Origin of the sequence: Aliiroseovarius crassostreae, assembly GCF_001307765.1 — a bacterium.
Classification (GTDB): domain Bacteria; phylum Pseudomonadota; class Alphaproteobacteria; order Rhodobacterales; family Rhodobacteraceae; genus Aliiroseovarius; species Aliiroseovarius crassostreae.
The window spans coordinates 390,112-410,420 of sequence record NZ_LKBA01000019.1 but is presented as its reverse complement, the minus strand read 5'-3'; the positions used below and the strand labels follow the sequence as shown (position 1 = coordinate 410,420).

21 protein-coding genes and 1 tRNA gene are annotated in these 20,309 nt (G+C 58.6%); 18 read left to right on the top strand and 4 right to left on the bottom strand.

Annotated features, from left to right (window positions below):
- Positions 1-63 precede the first annotated feature (63 nt).
- Positions 64-954 (top strand): tRNA (adenosine(37)-N6)-dimethylallyltransferase MiaA, encoded by an 891-nt coding sequence (gene miaA, locus AKJ29_RS14735; protein ID WP_055192488.1) that lies wholly within the window; start codon positions 64-66, stop codon positions 952-954.
- Positions 955-1,230: 276 nt separating this feature from the next.
- Positions 1,231-2,007: an AraC family transcriptional regulator gene (locus tag AKJ29_RS14730; RefSeq protein WP_074963740.1), complete on the top strand. Its 777-nt coding sequence runs from the start codon at positions 1,231-1,233 to the stop codon at positions 2,005-2,007.
- Between the two features lie 73 nt (positions 2,008-2,080).
- On the opposite strand, the gene AKJ29_RS14725 is transcribed toward AKJ29_RS14730, so the two are convergent.
- Positions 2,081-2,638: a lytic transglycosylase domain-containing protein gene (locus AKJ29_RS14725; protein ID WP_055192487.1), complete on the bottom strand. Its 558-nt coding sequence runs from the start codon at positions 2,636-2,638 to the stop codon at positions 2,081-2,083.
- Between the two features lie 334 nt (positions 2,639-2,972).
- On the opposite strand from AKJ29_RS14725, the gene ssb reads away from it, so the two are divergent.
- A complete protein-coding gene (gene ssb, locus AKJ29_RS14720) occupies positions 2,973-3,488 on the top strand; it encodes a single-stranded DNA-binding protein (protein ID WP_055192087.1) in 516 nt (171 codons plus the stop codon).
- Between the two features lie 203 nt (positions 3,489-3,691).
- On the opposite strand, the gene AKJ29_RS14715 is transcribed toward ssb, so the two are convergent.
- Both AKJ29_RS14715 and AKJ29_RS14710 read right to left on the bottom strand, forming a co-directional pair.
- Entirely contained in the window at positions 3,692-4,609 is a 918-nt protein-coding gene (locus tag AKJ29_RS14715; RefSeq protein WP_074963739.1) for a hypothetical protein, read from the bottom strand.
- Positions 4,569-4,658, bottom strand: a tRNA-Ser gene (locus tag AKJ29_RS14710). The genes AKJ29_RS14715 and AKJ29_RS14710 overlap by 41 nt, the downstream gene beginning before the upstream one ends.
- Positions 4,659-4,856: 198 nt before the next feature.
- Here AKJ29_RS14710 and AKJ29_RS14705 point away from each other — a divergent pair.
- From AKJ29_RS14705 to AKJ29_RS14675, 7 genes are read left to right on the top strand one after another with little or no spacing between them, the layout of a single operon-like run.
- Positions 4,857-5,747: an SPOR domain-containing protein gene (locus AKJ29_RS14705; RefSeq protein ID WP_055192083.1), complete on the top strand. Its 891-nt coding sequence runs from the start codon at positions 4,857-4,859 to the stop codon at positions 5,745-5,747.
- Between the two features lies 1 nt (position 5,748).
- Entirely contained in the window at positions 5,749-6,942 is a 1,194-nt protein-coding gene (locus AKJ29_RS14700; RefSeq protein WP_055192081.1) for a D-alanyl-D-alanine carboxypeptidase family protein, read from the top strand.
- A gap of 10 nt (positions 6,943-6,952) precedes the next feature.
- On the top strand, positions 6,953-7,603 hold the full coding sequence (gene tmk / locus AKJ29_RS14695; RefSeq protein WP_055192079.1) for a dTMP kinase: 651 nt from the start codon (positions 6,953-6,955) through the stop codon (positions 7,601-7,603).
- Entirely contained in the window at positions 7,600-8,727 is a 1,128-nt protein-coding gene (locus AKJ29_RS14690; RefSeq protein WP_055192076.1) for a DNA polymerase III subunit delta', read from the top strand. The genes tmk and AKJ29_RS14690 overlap by 4 nt, the downstream gene beginning before the upstream one ends.
- 16 nt (positions 8,728-8,743) lie before the next feature.
- A complete protein-coding gene (locus AKJ29_RS14685) occupies positions 8,744-9,559 on the top strand; it encodes a TatD family hydrolase (protein ID WP_055192075.1) in 816 nt (271 codons plus the stop codon).
- Positions 9,556-10,356: an MBL fold metallo-hydrolase gene (locus tag AKJ29_RS14680; RefSeq protein WP_055192072.1), complete on the top strand. Its 801-nt coding sequence runs from the start codon at positions 9,556-9,558 to the stop codon at positions 10,354-10,356. The genes AKJ29_RS14685 and AKJ29_RS14680 overlap by 4 nt, the downstream gene beginning before the upstream one ends.
- On the top strand, positions 10,357-11,289 hold the full coding sequence (locus AKJ29_RS14675; RefSeq protein ID WP_055192070.1) for an AEC family transporter: 933 nt from the start codon (positions 10,357-10,359) through the stop codon (positions 11,287-11,289). It begins immediately after the preceding gene.
- A gap of 52 nt (positions 11,290-11,341) precedes the next feature.
- Here AKJ29_RS14675 and AKJ29_RS14670 read toward each other — a convergent pair whose 3' ends face one another.
- Complete coding sequence (locus AKJ29_RS14670; RefSeq protein WP_055192068.1) at positions 11,342-12,154, bottom strand: helix-turn-helix domain-containing protein; 813 nt, start codon at positions 12,152-12,154, stop codon at positions 11,342-11,344.
- A 382-nt stretch (positions 12,155-12,536) separates the two neighbouring features.
- On the opposite strand from AKJ29_RS14670, the gene pcaF reads away from it, so the two are divergent.
- The 8 genes from pcaF to paaZ all read left to right on the top strand — a co-directional run bounded on the left by pcaF (position 12,537) and on the right by paaZ (position 20,265).
- Positions 12,537-13,739: a 3-oxoadipyl-CoA thiolase gene (pcaF, locus tag AKJ29_RS14665; RefSeq protein WP_055192066.1), complete on the top strand. Its 1,203-nt coding sequence runs from the start codon at positions 12,537-12,539 to the stop codon at positions 13,737-13,739.
- A gap of 2 nt (positions 13,740-13,741) precedes the next feature.
- Positions 13,742-14,731, top strand: coding sequence for a 1,2-phenylacetyl-CoA epoxidase subunit PaaA (gene paaA / locus AKJ29_RS14660; RefSeq protein ID WP_055192065.1), 990 nt, complete (start codon positions 13,742-13,744; stop codon positions 14,729-14,731).
- 12 nt (positions 14,732-14,743) lie between these two features.
- On the top strand, positions 14,744-15,028 hold the full coding sequence (gene paaB / locus AKJ29_RS14655; protein ID WP_055192062.1) for a 1,2-phenylacetyl-CoA epoxidase subunit PaaB: 285 nt from the start codon (positions 14,744-14,746) through the stop codon (positions 15,026-15,028).
- Positions 15,028-15,789, top strand: coding sequence for a 1,2-phenylacetyl-CoA epoxidase subunit PaaC (gene paaC / locus AKJ29_RS14650; protein ID WP_055192060.1), 762 nt, complete (start codon positions 15,028-15,030; stop codon positions 15,787-15,789). The genes paaB and paaC overlap by 1 nt, the downstream gene beginning before the upstream one ends.
- Positions 15,789-16,262, top strand: coding sequence for a 1,2-phenylacetyl-CoA epoxidase subunit PaaD (gene paaD, locus AKJ29_RS14645; RefSeq protein ID WP_055192059.1), 474 nt, complete (start codon positions 15,789-15,791; stop codon positions 16,260-16,262). The genes paaC and paaD overlap by 1 nt, the downstream gene beginning before the upstream one ends.
- Positions 16,263-16,311: 49 nt before the next feature.
- Positions 16,312-17,376 carry a 2Fe-2S iron-sulfur cluster-binding protein gene (locus tag AKJ29_RS14640; protein WP_055192057.1) on the top strand — a complete coding sequence of 355 codons (1,065 nt, stop codon included), beginning with the start codon at positions 16,312-16,314 and terminating at the stop codon, positions 17,374-17,376.
- A gap of 37 nt (positions 17,377-17,413) precedes the next feature.
- Positions 17,414-18,172, top strand: a complete 759-nt coding sequence (locus tag AKJ29_RS14635; RefSeq protein ID WP_055192055.1) for a Phenylacetic acid catabolic protein — start codon at positions 17,414-17,416, stop codon at positions 18,170-18,172.
- A gap of 65 nt (positions 18,173-18,237) precedes the next feature.
- Positions 18,238-20,265, top strand: a complete 2,028-nt coding sequence (paaZ, locus tag AKJ29_RS14630; protein ID WP_055192052.1) for a phenylacetic acid degradation bifunctional protein PaaZ — start codon at positions 18,238-18,240, stop codon at positions 20,263-20,265.
- The last annotated feature ends 44 nt before the right edge of the window (positions 20,266-20,309 follow it).

Genomic DNA, 20,309 nt, shown 5'->3' with positions numbered 1-20,309 from the left:
AAAACGCCCTGCCTGCGCCACCTGGAAACCCTCAACCCGATCCCCACAGTCGAAAGCTTTGCCGTGCCAGATCACCTTCCCTTCGACATTCGCACCCTCCCGCCCAACCGCCCGGTGCTGATCGCCGGGGCAACCGCTTCGGGCAAATCCGCCCTCGCGATGGAGATTGCCGAAACCGGTGGCGGGGTGATTGTGAATGCAGATGCGTTGCAGGTGTTTTCAAACTGGCGCATTGTCACCGCCCGCCCTTCGCCGGAAGAAGAGGCGCGGGTGCCACACCGCCTGTATGGGCATATCCCGGGGGATCAAGACTATTCCGTCGGGCATTGGCTGCGTGAAGTGGCTCAGATCCTGCAAGGCCGGGACCGTCCCATTATTGTTGGCGGCACCGGGTTGAACCTGTCCGCCCTGACCGAGGGGCTGGCCGATATTCCCCTGACACCGCCAGAGGTGCGGGCGGAAGGGGAACACCTTCTTGCCACGCAGGGGATCAGGGCCCTTTTGTCCGCCCTGGACCCGGACACGCTTGCACGGATCGACCAGCGCAACCCGGCCCGCGTGGCCCGCGCCTGGGAGGTGCAGCGCAGCACCGGGCGAGGGCTGGCGTCGTGGCAGGACGACACACCGCCACCTCTGCTGGCGCTGGCAGATTGCACCGCCATTGTCCTGCAAGCCGACCGGGACTGGCTGCGCAACCGGATTGAACGTCGCTTTGACCTGATGCTGGAAGGCGGCGCCCTTGATGAAGCGCGGGCAAACCTTGAGAACTGGGACCCGAAGGCCCCCCATGCCAAGGCCATCGGGGCCCCCGAATTGATTGCCCATCTGAAGGGTGAGCTGAGTTTGGACGACGCACGCGAGGCCGCAATCATCGCCAGCCAGCAATATGCCAAACGCCAACGCACCTGGTTTCGCAAACGCATGAAGCATTGGCAGGCGATTCCCCTGCCCTAATGGCCACACGCGCGCCGCCTGCTTGAACAGATCGAACCTCCTGTTGGGTTAACCATCTGACAACACCCGGCCCCAGTCACCCACAATTGTCTACATTTTTTGTGGATAACCCTGTGGAAAACCTCCATGCACCCTTATTTTGCAGCGACAAAACGGCATTTTTGACCTAATATTTAAGCCTGCCTGCTTTCATGCACCGCTGCCTGCCGGGGGTCACAAATGCAACAAGAGACACGTTCTTTACCCTCTCCTTTCCGCGTCGTCCCCTTGGCGCGGATGAGCAAAGGGGGACGATGGCGAACCGAAGCGATGCGTTCCTACGGTGCTCCCGTTCTGATCTGGTTCACCCGTGGTCAGGGGCGGATCACCGTGAATGGCGTCACGGCAGGATATGGCCCGCATAATTGTATCTTCGTGCCTGCCGGCATCATGCACGGGTTTGAGGTTTCAGCCCAGGTCAGCGGCACGATGGTTGTCTTTCCGCAAGCCAGCGAAGAGGAGCTGTCGTTGCCGCACGATCCGTTTCACCTGCGCCTGCTTGACGGGGACCGGCAGATGGAACTCAGCCGGATGATTGATAACCTGCAAAAAGAGATGGACCGGTTTGACGCAGCCCATGCCGAACGCGCCCATCGCGCGATGATGTGCCATGCCGGCCTGATTTCGGTCTGGCTGGATCGGCAGGTTGAACATCAATGTTTCGACCAAGACCGTTCTCTGGCACAGGCAAAATCCGGTGCCAAACTGGCCAATGCTTTCGCGGCCCTTGTCGAGCAGGATTTCCACAGTCCGAAATCCGTGCGGGACTATGCTGGCGCGCTGGGCGTGACCCCCACCCATCTCAGCCGGGTTTGCAACAGGGCCTGCGGGCGGTCAGCTTCGACCATTCTCGCGGATCGGATCCATTACGAAGCACGCCGATTGCTGAGCGAAACCACGCTTCCGGTGAAAGACATCGCGCGCAGCCTTGGGTTTACCTCCGCCGCCTATTTCACCCGGTCCTTTCAGAAACACACCGGGGTGACGCCCTCGCAATTCCGTGCGACGCACTGACGCCGCACTGACCCCGGTCGCCTTTTGGCCGACAGACTGACTGACGATAAAACAGGCCGAAAAAGCGCGAACATCACCCGCCGAGGATCGCCTTTACATAACCGCGCGTTTCCCGATAGGGCGGCACACCGGAATATTTCTCGACCGCCGCGGGCCCCGCATTATAGGCCGCCAGCGCAAGGCGCCAGGATCTGAACTTGTTGTATTGCTGACGCAGATACCGGGCGCCCCCTTCCAGGTTTTGTCTGGGATCATGCGGGTTCACCCCCAGTTTGCGCGCGGTGAAGGGCATCAGCTGGGCCAGCCCGATCGCTCCGGCATGACTTTTTGCACGGGGGTTCCAGCCGCTTTCCTGCTGCACGAGGCGTAGAAACAGGTCCTCGGGAATGGAATGTTTGCGCGCAGCCGCCTTGGCCATGGAAAGATATTGGCCGCGATAGTTCCCTGAAAACCGCGGTATCCCCTCTGCGCCACCCTGTTCCTGATCCGCATTGGGCCGCAACCGGGTCGATCCGGCATATTGCTCAGCGGCCCGTGTGTCCAGCACATCCAGTTGCGACGAAAAATTGGCGCGCCCCGTTGAACTGGAAAACAGCCCATCCGAAAAGGCCGGTGCCACCGGAAGCGACATCAAGAAAAGACCCAAACCAATCCTATGAAAAACGCTGCGCTGAGACATGTTTCTCTCCAAACTTCTGCAGGCAATATAGTTAAAAATTGCAACGCGACAATGGCCGCGGCGGTTTTATGCCCATATGCCGCAAAGCCGGGCTTTCCAAAACACCCGGACGCACCATTTAGCCAATACATTTGGCGCCAGCCAGCGCCCTAACGGGCTCCCGCACCATTTTTGAATTCCTCCGGTTGCCCGCGCGGAGCGAATTCATCCACAGGAAACCGTTTTCACCTTGGGGCGTATCTGTGTAACGATATGCGAAATGTGAAGAATCGAAAGGAAGCCGTCCATGGCAGGCTCGCTCAATAAGGTAATGCTGATCGGCAATCTGGGCCGTGACCCCGAAGTCCGCTCCTTCCAGAACGGCGGCAAAGTGTGCAACCTGCGCATTGCCACCTCGGAAACCTGGAAAGACCGCAACACCGGAGAGCGTCGCGAGCGCACGGAATGGCACTCGGTCGCCATTTTCAACGAAGGTCTGGTCCGGGTGGCAGAGCAATATCTGCGCAAGGGGTCAAAGGTTTACATCGAAGGTCAATTGCAGACCCGCAAATGGCAAGATCAGTCCGGCAATGACCGGTATTCGACCGAAGTTGTGCTGCAGGGTTTCGGATCGACCCTGACCATGCTGGACGGTCGTGGCGAAGGTGGCGGCAGCGGCAATTATGGTGGCGGCCAGAGCGGCGGTTATAGCGGAGGCTCTCAGGGAGGGGGCGGCTATGATCAGGGCGGTGGCTTTGGTGGTGGCACTCAAGGCGGCGGGCAACCCTCCGGCGGCGGGTTCGACGACGAAATCCCGTTCTGATTGGACGCGGGACCTTCATCCCAACAGTTCAAAAAGCGCCCACCGGCAGGTCGGGCGCTTTTTTTGTGATCGTAGCAGGAATGAAAATTTGGGCGCATCACGAAATGAGCATCGAGACCTATTTCACTCCCAATACATGCGGTGTGAAGGCCTGCGGCGATGATTACGAAACGCGTTGGGTGATCACCGGATCTGTCTTCGGTTCACCCAGCCATATGCCAAGCGGTCAGTGCAGCAAGTATACATATAAGAGCAACAAATCCAGGCAATACCATGTCAAAAATGTAAAACTTTAAACGCCTGGCGCGGTTGGCTTTGTCTGCGATGTCTCTTTGCGTTGCATTAAACTCTTCGAGAGTTACCAATGCCGTTTTTATCTGTTCATTGAGAAAACGTAAGCTAGTTTCTGGATTATTGTCACCCGTCACTCGATTTATGGCGGTATCTATCTTATGAACATTGATCTTGTTGAAAATCTCGTCTTTCGTTAGAGGCCTGCCCAATTTTTCCGAAGCGGTTTCCAGATTGGAAACCTCCTTCACAAAAAGATCTTTTGCAGAGGTAATTTTTCCAACAATGTCCTCAATCATTTCTGGCCAACCCTGCACCGCCTGATCAATCGCCCCGCTCAGGTAGCGCATGTTCTGTTCAAGACTGGGAGAGTGAACCGCCTTACCAGCATGTGAAACCTCATACTCCCTTTGGATAGCTTCCAGAGCTGGAGAATACAAAAATGCCAAACGAGTAAGCAGATAAATTTGGGCGAAAAAGATTGTCGCATAAATCCCGTTCTTTGGAACGACAACGGCGGCTGTTTTGTCCACGGCTCCTTGGAAAATTGCCCGTGGCAGAACCAGTTGAAGGTCTGGGGTCAAAACCAAAAACGCAAAGATCCCCGCTAAGGCGAATATGGAACGCCTGATCGATTGAAGGTCTCGATCATCGACAAAACTGAACATTATGCTCTTTGCCTTATTTGTTTGTCTGTATTGATTTTCGTTGTTCAATCTGTGGTGGAAAAACACCAAAAGTCCAGCGGCAAAGTAAGCCACCAGCTCTAATAGACGACAAGATGAGATATGGCGGAGGAGGTGGGATTCGAACCCACGGTAGACTTTCACCTACGTCGGTTTTCAAGACCGGTGCATTCAACCACTCTGCCACTCCTCCGACCCGGGAACTCATAACGGCAAGGTTTTGATTCTAAAACCCCCTTTCCGGGCCAGTGTGATCACCCCCCGCACGCCCGTGCATGCCAGTTCTTGCCCATTCTTCGCACGGGACTTTTCACAAAAGGAACATGCCGCTACTATAGCCGCAATTGGGCGGAAACGGCGAAAGAGCCAGCAAGAATTTTAGGGGCATAACATGGCAAAAAAGACCACTTTGAAAGTGGCGATGATCCTGACGGGCGCATTGACGGTTGCGGGATGTGACGACACCAATCTTCCGGGTTTTCTGAAGAAAAACAGCAACTCGGATGGCGCAACTGCCACCGCGGACACAACCAGCCGCACCGTGGAACGGGATGTCGAAGCGCCCGAAGTGTTTCAGATGTCGGAAACCGGCTTGTGGGATGGCCGCCCCAGCCTCGGGGGGGTGTGGGTGGCGCATTCCGATGCCAAGGACCCGGAGCGTGTGATCATTCGCAATGAAGCAAACGGGAAATTTGTGATCGGGGCCCTGTTCCGGCGCGAACGTGACGTGCCTGGTCCGCGCTTTCAGGTCTCATCTGACGCGGCTGAGACATTGGGCATGCTGGCGGGCAATCCGGTCAATCTCTCGGTGACCGCGCTGCGCAAGGAAACCGTCCAGCCAGAGCCCGAAGTTGATGACACTCCTGTCCCAGCACCGGATGCGCTTGAAAGCGGCGAAATCAGTGAAAACACGCTGGACGATCCGATTGCCGCCGCGTCTGCCGCGCTGGATCGGGCCGAAGCCACGGTCCCATCGGGCGCTGCCACAGCTAAACCTGCCGCAAAGCCGGCTCCGAAACCCGTGGCCGCCCCGTCCAAACCGTCCGGTCTTGCAAAACCCTATATCCAGATCGGTATTTTCAGCGTGGAAACCAACGCCAAGAACACCGCAGAGGCCATGAAACGCGCAGGGATGCTGCCCACGATCAAGCCGGGTTCCACCAGTGGAAAATCATTCTGGCGCGTGATTGTCGGCCCAACCACCAGCAGCACCGAACGCTCCTCGATCCTGAAGAAAATTCGGGATCTTGGCTTTGCCGACGCCTATTTCGTGAGCCACTGACATGACCAGACACACCGTTCGCCACTTTCGCCTATCTGCTCTGATCACCGCGATGGTGGTGTTTGTCATCGCAGGCCTGCCCGCCCGTGCCTTTGATACCCGTGCCTCTTCCGCCTATGTTCTGGATGTGACCACGGGTACCGTTTTGATGGAGAAAAACGCCGATGTGGCCTTGCCACCGGCCTCGATGTCAAAGCTGATGACCATTGCCCTTCTGTTCGAAGCACTTGAGGACGGGCGCGTTTCGATGAACACCCCGTTTGCCGTCTCGCAGCGGGCGCAGGACATGGGCGGTTCCACCATGTTTCTGAACAAGACCGACCGCCCGACGGTAGAAGAGCTGATCCAGGGCATTATCGTGCAATCCGGCAATGACGCCTGTGTCGTGGTGGCCGAGGGGCTCGGCGGTACGGAAGAGGCCTTTGCCCGGATGATGACGGAACGGGCCAAAGAGTTGGGGATGGAGAATTCCAGTTTCGGAAACTCCTCCGGCTGGCCAGACCCACGGCAACGCATGTCGATGAAAGACCTCGCCATTCTGGCCAATTACCTGATCACGAAATTCCCGCAATACTACCCCTATTTTGCGCAACGCGAATTTCATTACAAAGGCCGCGCACCTGACAACCGCTTCAACAGAAACCCGCTCCTGCCACTGGGGATCGGTGCGGACGGGTTGAAAACCGGTCATACGGAAGAAGCTGGATATGGGCTGGTGGGATCTGCCCGTCAGGGAAATCGCCGCATCGTGTTTGTGCTTTCTGGTATGAGCTCCTCAAAGGCGCGTGCAGAAGAGGCCGAGGCAATCGTGAACTGGGCCTTCCGTCAGTTTGCCATCAAGACCCCGGTGAAGGCCGGGGAAAAAGTGGCCGAGATTCCGGTCTGGCTTGGCAATGTCAATTCGGTTGGCCTGACCACCGCAGAGGATGTGTCACTGCTGGTTTCTGCGGTTGGACGTGACCCGCTCAAGGCTGAGATCAAATGGGTCGGCCCAACCGAAGCGCCGATCAGCGCGGGGCAGCAACTCGCAGAAATGATCGTGGAACGCCCCGACCTGCCTGACCAGATTGTCCCACTTGTTGCCGCAGAAGATGTTGCCGCCGCCGGGATCGGCAAGCGTATGGGCGTGGCGGCACAACGCATACTGGGCAAGGTCATGGGGCAGGACAGCGCCCTGACCTCTTTCCTCAACTGACAGGTCAGATATGATCAGCAAAAACGGGTCGGGGCTGTTCATCAGCTTTGAAGGTATTGACGGGTCGGGGAAATCCACCCAGGCACGCCTGCTGGCAGAGCACCTGCGGGCAGCGGGCCATGATGTGGTGCTGACACGCGAACCGGGCGGCAGCCCGGGGGCCGAGGAAATTCGCGCCCTGGTGTTACAGGGGGATCCCGACCGCTGGTCGGCGGAAACCGAACTTTTGTTATTTACGGCTGCAAGACGGGATCATATTGAACGACTGATCCGCCCTGCCCTGTCCGCGGGGAAAATCGTGATCACAGACCGTTTCGCCGACAGCACACGGATTTACCAAGGCACCCGCTCCGGCGATCTGCGTGCCACGGTGGATCAACTGCACGCGCTGATGATCGGGCAGGAACCGGATGTGACCTTTCTGATCGACATGGACCCGGAGGTCGGTCTGGCGCGCGCAAAAAGCCGCAATGGCACCGAGGAACGGTTTGAGGATTTCGGTGCGGATCTGCAAAAACTGATGCGCAAGGGGTTTCTGGCACTGGCCAAGGACGCCCCTGATCGGTTTCGCGTGGTGAATGGTGCGCGGGACATGCAGAGCGTCGCGGCAGATGTGGCCACGCTCGCCGAAGCCGCTCTTTCAGAAAGCCAGGACCGATGAGTGCCGCAGACGAGATCCCCCAACCGGACTGTATCGAAGGCGTGCCGCATCCCCGTGACGCCTTGCAGCTGATTGGACAAGGCGCCGCAGAGGCGCGCTTTCTCGAGGCGTTCACTTCGGACCGGCTGCACCATGGCTGGCTGATCACCGGACCACGCGGCGTGGGCAAGGCCACGCTGGCCTGGCGCATTGCCCGTTTCCTTCTGGCCACCCCTCCTGACGATGGCGGAATGTTTGCCGCCCCGCCCCCGCAAAGCCTTGACATTGCCGCCGATCATCCAGTTGCACGCCGGATGCACGCCCTGTCAGAACCCGGCCTGTTCCTGTTGCGCCGCCCCTGGGATGACAAGCTCAAACGTCACAAACAGGACATCACCGTCGATGAGGTGCGCAAACTGAAAAGCTTCTTTGCCCTCAGCGCGGCAGGTGGTGGGCGTCGCGTGGTGATTGTGGATGCGGCGGATGAGATGAACAGTTCGGCCGCAAACGCATTGCTGAAAGTGCTGGAGGAGCCGCCGGCAAATGTTGTGATGCTTTTGGTCAGCCACCAGCCCTCGCGACTATTGCCAACCATTCGCTCGCGCTGTCGCGAGTTGCGCCTGCCCCCGCTGGCGCCGGACGCTCTGGCGCAGATCATGAACGGGCTGGACGAATATCCCAGCCCGGATGAGATGCAGGCACTGGGGGCATTGGCCGGGGGATCCGTGGGCGAAGCCCTGCAGCTTCTTCAGGTGAACGGGCTGGGGATATACGGCGAGCTTGTGCATATTCTACATTCCGCCCCCAATTATGACCGGCCAAGGGCCTTGAAACTGGCAGATGGGGTGGCTGGCAAAGCCAACGCCTCCCGGTTTGAGGTCACGCTGCGACTGATTGACCTGTTCCTCGCGCGTCTGGCCCGCCATGGGGCCGGAATGCCGGCACAATTGCCTGCAGCAGATGGGGAAACGGCTTTGTTTGAACGGCTTGCGCCGCATCCGCGCGCCGCACGCGACTGGGCGTCCTTGCAGCAGGAGCTGTCGGCCCGCGCCTCTCATGGGAAAGCCGTCAATCTTGACCCGGCCGCCCTGATCCTTGATATGGTTTTCAAAATGAATGAAACGGCGGCCCGTTCGGTCGCATAAGAGGCGCTTGATACGCATGTCCGACAGCCCGATCCCCACCCTCACCGACAGCCACTGCCACCTGGATTTTCCTGATTTCGAGGGCGAGCTGGAGGAGGTCATCGCGCGCGCCGAACGCGCCGGGGTGACCCGGATGGTGACCATCTGCACCAAGATGCAGAACCTTGCGCAGGTTCAGGCCATTGCCGATGCGTTTGACCCGGTTTTCTTCGCAGCCGCCACGCATCCCATGTCGGCCGCCAGCGAACCAATGGTCACGGTGGAGGAACTGGTGGCCCTGGCAGATCATCCCAAATTTGTTGCCATTGGCGAAACCGGGTTGGATTACCACTATACGGCCGACAGCAAACCGATTCAGATCGAAAGCCTTTTGGTGCATATTGAGGCGGCCCGCCAAACAGGTCTGCCGCTGATCATCCACGCACGTGACGCGGATGAGGACATGGCACGGATCCTGCAAGAGGCGCACACCCATGGTGCCTTCAACTGCGTGATGCATTGCTTTAGTTCAGGTCCGGCCCTCGCCCAGGTGGCGATTGATCTGGGGTTTTACCTGTCCATGTCCGGCATCGCTGCCTTTCCACGCAGTCAGGACGTGCGCGATATATTTGCCGCAGCTCCGGTCGACCGCATCCTGGTGGAAACCGACGCACCCTACCTTGCCCCGCCCCCCAAACGCGGGAAACGCAACGAACCTGCCTATACGGCGCATACGGCCCGGGTGGGCGCCGATGTTTTCGGCCTCAGCTACGAAGAATTCGCCGCACAGACCCAAGCCAATTTCGACCGTCTGTTTTCCAAGGCAGCCGCTTACAAGGCCCCTGCCAGATGAGCGGTTACAGCTTCACCATTCTGGGCTGCGGCTCGTCCGGGGGAGTGCCACGGATCGGCGGGCTTTGGGGGGATTGCGATCCGAACAACCCGAAAAATATCCGCTCACGCTGCTCGGCCTTGGTGACGCGGACCGGGGAGGATGGGGGTGTGACGCGCGTCTTGATCGACACGTCCCCCGATATGCGCCATCAGCTTCTGGCAGCTGGCGTAGGTGAGGTTGACGCGGTGGTTTACACCCATGGTCACGCCGATCACATGCATGGCATCGACGATCTTCGCATGGTTGTCTACAACATGCGCAAACGGGTTCAAGTCTGGGCGGATGGCCCGACGCAGAACGACCTGATGTCGCGCTTTGGCTATGCGTTTGTGCAACCCAAGGGATCAAGCTATCCGCCGATCCTGGACCTGAACACAATCGACGGAGACGTGGTGATCGAAGGGGCCGGAGGTGCAATCCGTATGACCCCGTTTGAGGTGACCCACGGAAATATCGACGCGCTGGGCTTTCGCATTGGAAAACTGGCCTATCTGCCAGATGTCAGCGAAATCCCTGAGGCCGCACGCCCTGCCCTGCAGGACCTGGATATCTTCATTATCGACGCCCTGCGCCGCACGCCGCATCCAACCCATTTCAACCTGGATGACGCGCTGCTCTGGATCAACCGCGTGGGCGCGCGCAAAGGGGTGCTGACCAATATGCATATTGATCTGGACCATGCGACGGTCGAAGCGGAGACGCCGGATCACGTGGTTGCGGCCTATGACGGGATGGTGATCCCGTTCGAGGCATAGATGGGGGCCCTGATCGAGGTCATTTTACCCGTCTTTCTGGTGATTGGGATTGGCTATCTCGCCACTTGGCGCAAGATCATCACCGCGGACGCCGTTGAAGGCTTGATGTATTTCGCCACCAATCTCGCGGTGCCGATCCTGCTATTCCTGGCCATTTCACGTCTGGACCTGAGCGCAAGCTTTCAACCCCGCCTGATGATCAGTTTCTACACCGGCGCCGTCAGCGGCTTTTTCGCCGGGCTTCTGGGCGCGCGGTTCCTGTTTTCCCGCCCCTGGCCGGACGCGGTGGCAATCGGGTTTGTCACCTTGTTTTCCAATTCGCTCCTGCTTGGCCTGCCGATTACAGAGCGCGCCTTTGGCCCGGATGCCCTGGGGGCAAACTTCGCCATTATCTCAATCCATGCGCCGACATGTTATGTGATCGGGGTGATGGCGATGGAGATTGCGCGCTCGCAAAACAAAGGGCTTGGTGCGGCATTTCTGGGGTTTCTCCGATCGATGGCAAAAAACGGGCTGGTGATCGGGATTGCCTTCGGATTTGTGGTGAACCTTGGGGGCTTTTCCTTGCCGGCCGTGGTGCAGGACGCGTTTTCACTGATTGCCAAAGCTGCCATTCCCGCAGCCCTTTTTGGATTGGGAGGGGTTCTTTATCGCTATCGACCCGAGGGCGACATTCGGACCGTGGCCTATATCTGCGCGGTGTCTCTGGGGCTTCATCCGGCCATGACATGGATGGTTGGGCGCCTGCTTGACCTTGACGAGATGGCCTTTCGCTCCGCCGTCATAACCGCCGCCATGGCTCCGGGCGTCAACGCCTATGTTTTCGCCAATCTCTATGGGGTCGCAAAACGAGTGGCGGCCACGGCGGTTCTGGTGGCCACGATCCTTTCCATCATAACCGCCTGGGGGTGGTTGATGGCGCTAAGCCCTTAAAGCATTTCCTGTTCTTGTTAGATCACAAAGATCACCGGAAACGCCTTAAGCCTCAGCGCGCATCCCCCCTGAGGCCATGGGCAATATGCTCTGGCAGATCCGCTAATGCCCGCCCACCCCGTCCGCGCAACCGGTCAAGAAGCCCCCGCTTTTGCGGCAGGAACTCCAACACGCAGCGTTCAATCCGCGTGGCCTGAAGCAATTCGGGCTGAGAGGCCAGGCTAATGCCGGACAGAATCGGACTGTCCGAGGTCAGCCGAGTGAGGTAACCCATCCCGATACGCAGGCTGTCCTCTTGGAAAGAAAGCATTGTGACACCATCAACCTGCGCAAGGAAAATGCCTTTGAATTCCCGCCCCGAGCGCACATCATGGCGGGTCAGGATCTTGTCATTCCCCGGATCGGACAAGGCGCGAAAGACCGTTGCCCGGTCCAGCTTATAGATGCGCATGGTGAAAGAGTTCACCCAATCGGGATGGAGCGATGATCGTTGCCAATACCGGTGAATGCCAAGAGGAGCCGGCAAGGAAAGGGTCAAACGATCCTGAGAAGACACAACATGCTGACGAAAGGCCGCGTTGGTAATCCACGGAATACCCTGCGCGTTAAAGACATCTTCCAGATCCGCGAGCGGTTCGAGCAGAATACGGGCATCCACCTGAAAATACGCACAGATCTTGTGCAGAATATCCGGGCGGGGACTGGCCTGTCCGGCCAGATAGCGATTGAACTGGGTTCTGTTCACGCCGATTTCCCGGCAGATATGTGTCACGGAACTTGGCGCGCGCGCGACGAGTTCGCGCAGGTTGCGCGAAAAGACCTGGTAGATTTCCCGAGGGCTATACTCATTTTCGGTCTGTGACATCACCTACCCCGAAGCCTCTCAACTTCCCTGACTGTATTTTGTGAGTGTGAAATAAAAGCCGATCTTTGACGCTCATTAACCCCAGATGCATCACAGTTCGACATTCAACCTTTACCATATCCCCTCGTAATATGCAAAACATGCCCTGAGATTTTGCAAAACTCCAGATCAAAATGATATATTCTCAAATATTTTCAATAGGTTTTGGATCATATCGTTATGCAACTGTATTTTTGGGCCCCATGTTTTTTCACCAATCCCCCTTAATTTCTCCTCATCTCCATAAATTCTCTTGCCCGAAAGCCCACTCCTTCATATTCTCGACCAAACGGTCGGTTTTGCGTCAGACCATCACGTAGACCGAAGGATCTGGGAGGACCTGATGACCGCATTTATCTGTGATGCCATCCGCACACCGATTGGCCGCTTTGGGGGGGGGCTGTCCGGGATGCGCGTGGATGACCTTGCCGCAGCCCCAATCAAAGCGCTGATGGCGCGCAATCCAGACGTGGATTGGCAAAGCGTGGATGATGTCATCTATGGCGACGCCAACCAGGCGGGTGAAGACAACCGCAATGTGGCGCGCATGGCCGCTCTTCTGGCCGGGTTGCCGGTTGAGGTTCCCGGCACCACTGTAAACCGCCTTTGTGCGTCGGGCATGGATGCGGTGGGCATGGCCGCGCGAGGCATCAAGGCGGGGGATTATGATCTTTGTATCGCGGGGGGGGTCGAAGGCATGAGCCGCGCCCCCTTCGTGATGCCCAAGGCCCACAGCGCCTTTTCCCGCGCCAACGCGGTCTATGACACCACAATTGGCTGGCGCTTTGTAAACAAAGCGATGGATGCAGCCCATGGAACGCATTCCATGCCACAGACCGCTGATAACGTTGCCGAAGACTACGATATCTCGCGCGAAGATCAGGACGCTTTTGCCGCCCGCAGCCAGGCCCGTTGGCAGGCCGCACATGAGGCTGGCCTTTTCAACGACGAAATCACCCCGGTCACCCTGCCCCAGCGCAAGGGCGACCCGCTGGTCATCGACACGGACGAACATCCGCGCCCCGGCACCAGTGCCGAAAAGCTTGCGGGCCTCAAGGGCGTGAACGGCCCGGATAAAACGGTCACGGCAGGCAATGCCTCGGGGGTGAATGACGGGGCCGCTGCGATGATCATCGCCTCGGAAGAAGCCGCGGCACGCAACAACCTCAACCCCATGGCACGGGTTGTGGCCATGCAGGCTGCGGGTGTTGCCCCCCGTGTGATGGGCATCGGTCCGGTGCCGGCCACACGCAAGGTTCTTGCCAAAGCAGGGCTGACCATCGAGCAGATGGACGTCATTGAACTCAACGAAGCTTTTGCCTCTCAGGGGCTCGCAACTCTCCGGGCTTTGGGGGTGGCGGATGATGCGCCCCATGTGAACCCCAATGGGGGCGCCATTGCACTGGGCCACCCACTTGGCATGTCCGGTGCGCGCCTTGTCATGACCGCCGCCTACCAGCTGCAACGCACGGGAGGGCGCTACGCGCTCTGCACCATGTGTGTGGGGGTTGGGCAAGGGGTTGCGCTTATTCTCGAAAGGATCTGACAATGTATGCACAGATGATCAAAACCGCTCGTTCCGGTGTGAAGACACGCGAGGAAATGTCTGATCAGGAACGGGAATTTCAGGACCGCATTGATCGCGGCGAAAAGATCGAGCCGAAGGATTGGATGCCGGATGATTACCGCGCCACACTGATCCGCCAGATCGGTCAGCACGCCCATTCCGAGGTGGTCGGCCAACTGCCGGAAGGCAACTGGATCACCCGCGCCCCCACGCTGGAGCGCAAGGCGATCCTGCTGGCAAAAGTGCAGGACGAGGCCGGTCATGGGCTCTACCTCTACTCCGCTGCCGAAACATTGGGCGAAAGCCGGGATGAGCTGGTGCGACTGCTGCATGAAGGCCGGATGAAATACTCCTCGATCTTCAACTACCCGACGCTGAACTGGGCTGACATTGGCGCAGTGGGCTGGCTGGTGGACGGGGCCGCGATTGTGAACCAGGTTGCGCTGCAACGGACCTCCTACGGGCCCTATTCACGTGCAATGATCCGCATCTGCAAGGAAGAAAGCTTCCACGCCCGCCAAGGCTATCACGCGATCATGCAGATGGCATTCGGCACGCCGGAACAGAAGAAAATGGCACAGGACGCAGTGAACCGCCTGTGGTTCCCGGCGATCATGATGTTTGGCCCCAATGACAGCGAAAGCACCCATTCCGAACAATCCATGGCCTGGAAAATCAAGGTCAAATCCAATGACGAGCTGCGCCAGCAATTTGTCGACCAGACCGTGCCGCAGATCGAATATCTCGGCCTCGACCTGCCGGATCCCGGCATCAAATGGAACGAGGAGCGCGGGCATTACGACTTCTCGGACCCGGATTGGAGCGAATTTTTCGACGTGATCAAGGGCAATGGTCCCTGCAATGTCGACCGACTGAAAGACCGGGTAAATGCCTGGGAAGACGGCACCTGGGTGCGCGACGGTCTTCTGGCCCACGCCCGCAAGAAATCCGCGCGAACCGCAGCAGAATAAGGGAGAAATCAGATGAGCAACGAATGGCCCCTTTGGGAAATCTTTATCCGCGGTCAGCACGGGATGAGCCACCGCCACGTGGGCAGCCTGCACGCCCCTGACGCGGAAATGGCGATCAAGAACGCCCGCGACGTCTATACCCGGCGCAATGAAGGCGTGTCGATCTGGGCGGTTGAAGCGGCCCATATCGCAGCCTCAAGCCCGGAAGAAAAAGGCCCGCTTTATGAGCCGTCCAATTCCAAGGTCTATCGCCACCCGACCTTTTTCGACATTCCCGAAGAAGTGGGGAGCATGTGATGGCAGATCAGGACCAACTGTTTCAGTTCCTTCTGCGCATGGGGGATAACTGCCTTGTGCTGGGACACCGCGTCAGCGAATGGTGTGGTCATTCCCCGGTGCTGGAGGAAGACATTGCCCTGGCGAACACCGCGCTTGATATGATCGGCCAGACCCAGCTGTGGCTGGGGCTTGCGGGTGAGGTTGAGGGGAAAGGCCGGTCTGCCGATGATCTGGCCTTCCTGCGCGACGTCTGGGATTTTCGCAACGTGCTTCTGGTTGAGCTGCCCAATGGCGATTTCGGCCAGACCCTGATGCGCCAGTTCCTCTATGACGCCTGGTCACAGGTCATGTTGTCCAAGCTGCAGAATTCAACCGATGAACGCATTGCCGCAATTGCCGAAAAAGCCTCGAAAGAGGTGGCTTATCATGTGGAGCGTTCAGGGGACACGGTGATTGGTCTTGGGGACGGCACCGAGGAAAGCCACAACCGGATGCAGGCCGCCCTGGAGTATCTCTGGCCCTATGTTGGCGAGATGTTTGCAGGGGATGCGGTGGATGACGCCATGGTGGCCGCAGGTATTGCCCCGGACCCGGCCAGCCTCAGGGCGGAATATGACGCCAAGGTGCAAGCGGTTCTGAGCGAGGCCACGCTGAGCATTCCCGGCAGCACCTATGCCCATAAGGGAGGGCGCACCGGCTATATGCATACCGAGCATCTGGGTCACATGTTGTGCTCCATGCAATGGCTGCAACGGGCCTATCCCGGGGCCAGCTGGTAATGGCCCACCCTTCGGTTGATACGATCTGGACCTGGCTTGACCAGGTGCCGGACCCGGAAATCCCGGTCATATCCTTGGTGGATCTGGGGGTCATCCGGGATGTGCGTTGGGAGAAGGACAGTGAGGGCGATTTGCTGCATATTGCCGTCACCCCAACCTATTCCGGTTGCCCGGCCACCTCGATCATCAACCTCGATATTGAAACCGCGTTGCGCGACCGCGGGATCACCCGGCTGACGCTGTCACAACAGCTTTCGCCAGCCTGGACCACCGATTGGCTGAGCGAGAAAGGGAAGGTAAAGCTGGAGGAATACGGCATTGCCCCCCCCTCGCCCGGCGGCACCCCGGATCGTTGCCCCAATTGCGGCAGCACGGATCTGACCCGGACCAGCCAGTTCGGCTCCACCCCCTGCAAGGCACTTTGGAAATGCAAAAGCTGTCTTGAACCTTTCGACTATTTCAAATGCATCTGACGCGGTTCGGCATTCCGCAAGGGAGACCGAAACATCTGAGGAGAGACCCATGGCGCGCTTTCACAAACTGACCGTGACCGACATTCACAAAACCATCCGGGACGCGGTGGTGGTGACCCTGACCCCGGACGATCCGGAGAGCTTTGACTTCACCCAGGGCCAGTATCTGACCTTCCGTCGCGACTTCGACGGGCAGGAACTGCGCCGCAGCTATTCGATCTGTGCAGGCAAGGATGACGGTATCCTTCAGGTCGGCATCAAACGCGTCGACGGCGGGGCGTTTTCCACCTGGGCCAATGAAGAGCTGGCCATGGGGGACACCATTGAGGCCATGCCGCCGATGGGCAACTTCCACACGGCAATCGAACCGGGAAGCGCGAAATCCTATCTCGGCTTTGCGGGGGGATCGGGCATCACACCGGTTCTGTCGATCATCAAGACCACCCTGTCCCGCGAACCTTTGTCCGATTTCACGCTGGTCTACGCCAACAAATCTGCCACCACCATCATGTTCCGCGAGGAGATCGAAGACCTCAAGAACCGCTATATGGGCCGCTTCACCGTGATCCATGTGTTGGAGGCCGACACGCAGGAAATCGACCTTTTCACCGGGTTGGTGAATGAGGAAAAATGCGCGCTTCTGTTCAAACAGTGGATCAATATCAAATCCATCGACACGGCGTTCATCTGCGGCCCCGAACCGATGATGCTGGGCATTGCCAAATCCCTGCGTGAACACGGGCTGTCTGATGGCCAGATCAAGTTCGAACTCTTCGCCTCGGCCCAACCGGGACGTGCCGCAAAGAAAGCCGTGTCGCACAGCACACATTCGGGCACCGGCACTGAGGCGGTGATCACTCTCGACGGGTCGTCACGTACCATCACCATGGGCGCCGACACCTCGATCCTCGACGCGGCCCTGGCTGAAAACATGGATGCGCCTTACGCCTGCAAGGCCGGGGTCTGCTCGACCTGCCGCTGTAAGGTCCTGGAAGGCGATATCGAGATGATCGCCAACCACGCGCTGGAGGATTACGAGGTCGAAAAGGGCTATGTGCTCTCCTGCCAGGCCTATGCGAAATCCGACAAGGTCATCGTTGATTTCGACCAGTAATCAATCGGTTAAAAGACATATTTCAGGGAGATACACCATGAGCGAGATGAGCATCACCGACTATCTGGCCCAGGGCGGCCAGCTGACCAGCCCGGAAAATGTGCCGGCGCGATACCGGGCGGAACTCATGCGGCTCATGGCAAGCTTCGTGGACAGCGAGCTGGCAGGGGCTGCGGGTTTTGCGGATATGATCAATGCGGGTCCGGGTATCAAGGAACGTATCGCCGCAGCCAAGATCGTGCTGGAAAAAACCGACAATGCCGACAAGGTTTTGAAGATCATGGGCGAATTTGGTGCCAATACCGACCGCTACGCCACCCACCACCCCTGGACAGACCGCCTCGCCCGTGAGGCGGATATTGGCACCACCCGCAGCGCACATGACATGCGCCTGTCTGTGTTCAACTACCCCCTGACCTCATGGGAAGACGCGGTGGTGATGAATATGTTGATGGGTTTGGCAGTGTCCGTACAGCTGAGCGAACTGTGCCGTGTGTCGTATCAGCCCCTCGCCGGGACGTTCCGTGACATCATGCCGGTTGAGGTCAACCACACCGATCTGGCCATTGAGGGCATCGAGCATATGCTGGCGGCGGGTGCGGACAAGGCGACGCTGCAAAACTCGGTCGATTACTGGTGGCCGCGGGTCGCCGCAAGTTTTGGCCAGACCGTTTCGTCGCGTGCAGAACAACTGACCCGGTTTGGCCTGCGTCATTCCACCAATGCCGAACTGCGTGAGGAATGGGACAAGGCCGCTTCGGAACAGTTGGACGCATTGGGGCTGTCAGCCCCCTGACCCGACCCGCCCCAAGATTTGTCCCCGACACACATAAGAATTCCTGATCCTGAGAGGACCAAGACATGACGACCATGAAAGTAGCCAGCTTCGCCGCTGGGCAATGGGTTGCACCCGGCAAAAATGCCCGCCCCATTCATTCCGCCATCACCGGTGCCCGGATCGCCGAAGCGGGTGGCGGGTCACTCGACATGCAGGCCATGCTGGACCATGGCCGCAATGTTGGGGGCGCGAACCTGCGCAAGATGGGGTTTCATGATCGCGCCAAGATGCTCAAGGCGCTGGCGATGCATCTGGGCGCCAATAAACAGGCGCTGTATGATCTGAGCTTTGACACCGGCGCCACCCAATCGGACCACATGATCGACATTGATGGCGGCGTGGGCACAATGTTTGTCTTTGCCTCAAAAGGGCGGCGGGAAATGCCCGATGGCGACATCTATATTGATGGTGATATCGAACAGCTTTCCCGAAACGGCACCTTTCTGGGCATGCATATTGCCACGCCCCTGCAAGGGGTGGCGGTGCATATCAACGCGTTCAATTTTCCGGTCTGGGGCATGTTGGAAAAGCTTGCCCCGACCCTGCTGGCAGGTGTGCCGGCCATTGTGAAACCGGCCACCGCAAGCTGTTATGTGACAGAAGCCTGTGTGCGGATCATGCTGGACAGCGGCATCCTGCCCGAGGGCGCCCTGCAATTGATTTCCGGGGGCACCGGAGATCTGCTTGATCGTCTTGGTCCGCAGGATGTGGTGAGCTTCACCGGCTCGGCCCAGACCGCGTCACTGCTGCGCTCCAACCCCAATATCCTGAGAAACTCGGTGCGATTTGTTGCCGAGCAGGACAGCCTGAACGCGTCCATTCTGGGCCCGGACGTCACACTCGACACACCCGAATTTGGCCTCTTCATCAAAGAGGTCCATCGCGAGATGACCACGAAGGCAGGGCAGAAATGCACCGCCATTCGCCGGATCATTGCGCCCGAAGCACAGGTTCAGAACGTGATCGAAGCCCTCTCAGACCGGCTTGCGAAAACCGTTGTGGGCGATCCGCGCGCGGAAGGGGTTCGGATGGGGGCGCTGGTCTCGGCGGGACAGAAGCGCGACGTGCTGGAAAAGGCGGCGCAGATTGGCACCGAGGCGGCGCTGGTCTATGGCGACCCTGACGACACGAGTTTTGCGGGTGACGTAGATGCAGGCGCCTTTGTCAAACCGATGCTGTTTCATTGCCAATCACCCGACACGGCCAGCCTGGTGCATTCAACCGAAGCCTTTGGCCCGGTCTCGACCATCATGGGATATCGCGACATTTCCCATGCGATTGAGCTGGCAAACAAGGGCGAAGGGTCGCTGGTCGCTTCCGTCATTACCGCCTCTGGCGAGGTTGCGCGAGAAATGGCCCTTGGGGCGGGCGCTTTTCACGGGCGGCTTTATTTCAACAACGCGACCTCGATGAAGGAAAGCACCGGGCATGGCTCGCCCCTGCCCCATATGGTGCATGGTGGTCCGGGACGCGCGGGCGGCGGCGAGGAAATGGGCGGTGTGCGTGGTGTTCTGCACTATATGCAACGCACCGCCATTCAGGGCAGCCCCGACATCCTGACAACCATCGGCAATCGCTGGGTGCCGGGAGCGACGGAAATCACCGGTCCAGCCCACCCGTTCACGCGCAAATTTGGTGAGCTGTCAATTGGCGAGACCCTGCACACGAAATCGCGCAAGGTGACGTTGGAAGACATCGAAACCTTTGCCCATTTCACCGGCGACACATTCTATGCCCATATGGACAGCGACGCTGCGAAACGAAACCCGTTCTTCCCGGATCGGGTCGCCCATGGCTATCTGTTGCTTAGTTTTGCGGCGGGTCTGTTTGTCGAACCCACCGAAGGGCCGGTTCTGGCCAATACCGGGCTGGACAACTTGCGCTTCATGAAACCGGTCGTGGCCGGGGATAGCATGAAAGTGCGCCTGACCGTAAAAGCAAAGACCCGTCGAACCGAAGATTATGGCGAAGTGCGCTGGCATGTGACCCTGACCAACCAGAATGATGAGCTTGTCGCGGAATATGAGCTGTTAACCATGAACGCATACTGACAAACAGGCTTGGGTGACGGGAACATTTCTTTCACCAAGCCTGC

Bases quoted from the DNA above. Each gene is read 5' to 3' on its own strand.
- AKJ29_RS14675 (WP_055192070.1), top strand. From the start codon at position 10,357: ATGGGGGCCCTGATCGAGGTCATTTTACCCGTCTTTCTGGTGATTGGG.
- AKJ29_RS14685 (WP_055192075.1), top strand. From the start codon at position 8,744: ATGTCCGACAGCCCGATCCCCACCCTCACCGACAGCCACTGCCACCTG.
- paaB (WP_055192062.1), top strand. From the start codon at position 14,744: ATGAGCAACGAATGGCCCCTTTGGGAAATCTTTATCCGCGGTCAGCAC.
- ssb (WP_055192087.1), top strand. From the start codon at position 2,973: ATGGCAGGCTCGCTCAATAAGGTAATGCTGATCGGCAATCTGGGCCGT.
- AKJ29_RS14700 (WP_055192081.1), top strand. From the start codon at position 5,749: ATGACCAGACACACCGTTCGCCACTTTCGCCTATCTGCTCTGATCACC.
- AKJ29_RS14730 (WP_074963740.1), top strand. From the start codon at position 1,231: ATGAGCAAAGGGGGACGATGGCGAACCGAAGCGATGCGTTCCTACGGT.
- pcaF (WP_055192066.1), top strand. From the start codon at position 12,537: ATGACCGCATTTATCTGTGATGCCATCCGCACACCGATTGGCCGCTTT.
- paaZ (WP_055192052.1), top strand. From the start codon at position 18,238: ATGACGACCATGAAAGTAGCCAGCTTCGCCGCTGGGCAATGGGTTGCA.
- paaC (WP_055192060.1), top strand. From the start codon at position 15,028: ATGGCAGATCAGGACCAACTGTTTCAGTTCCTTCTGCGCATGGGGGAT.
- AKJ29_RS14705 (WP_055192083.1), top strand. From the start codon at position 4,857: ATGGCAAAAAAGACCACTTTGAAAGTGGCGATGATCCTGACGGGCGCA.
- tmk (WP_055192079.1), top strand. From the start codon at position 6,953: ATGATCAGCAAAAACGGGTCGGGGCTGTTCATCAGCTTTGAAGGTATT.
- AKJ29_RS14635 (WP_055192055.1), top strand. From the start codon at position 17,414: ATGAGCGAGATGAGCATCACCGACTATCTGGCCCAGGGCGGCCAGCTG.
- AKJ29_RS14640 (WP_055192057.1), top strand. From the start codon at position 16,312: ATGGCGCGCTTTCACAAACTGACCGTGACCGACATTCACAAAACCATC.
- AKJ29_RS14725 (WP_055192487.1), bottom strand. From the start codon at position 2,638: ATGTCGCTTCCGGTGGCACCGGCCTTTTCGGATGGGCTGTTTTCCAGT.
- AKJ29_RS14690 (WP_055192076.1), top strand. From the start codon at position 7,600: ATGAGTGCCGCAGACGAGATCCCCCAACCGGACTGTATCGAAGGCGTG.
- paaA (WP_055192065.1), top strand. From the start codon at position 13,742: ATGTATGCACAGATGATCAAAACCGCTCGTTCCGGTGTGAAGACACGC.
- AKJ29_RS14670 (WP_055192068.1), bottom strand. From the start codon at position 12,154: ATGTCACAGACCGAAAATGAGTATAGCCCTCGGGAAATCTACCAGGTC.
- paaD (WP_055192059.1), top strand. From the start codon at position 15,789: ATGGCCCACCCTTCGGTTGATACGATCTGGACCTGGCTTGACCAGGTG.
- AKJ29_RS14680 (WP_055192072.1), top strand. From the start codon at position 9,556: ATGAGCGGTTACAGCTTCACCATTCTGGGCTGCGGCTCGTCCGGGGGA.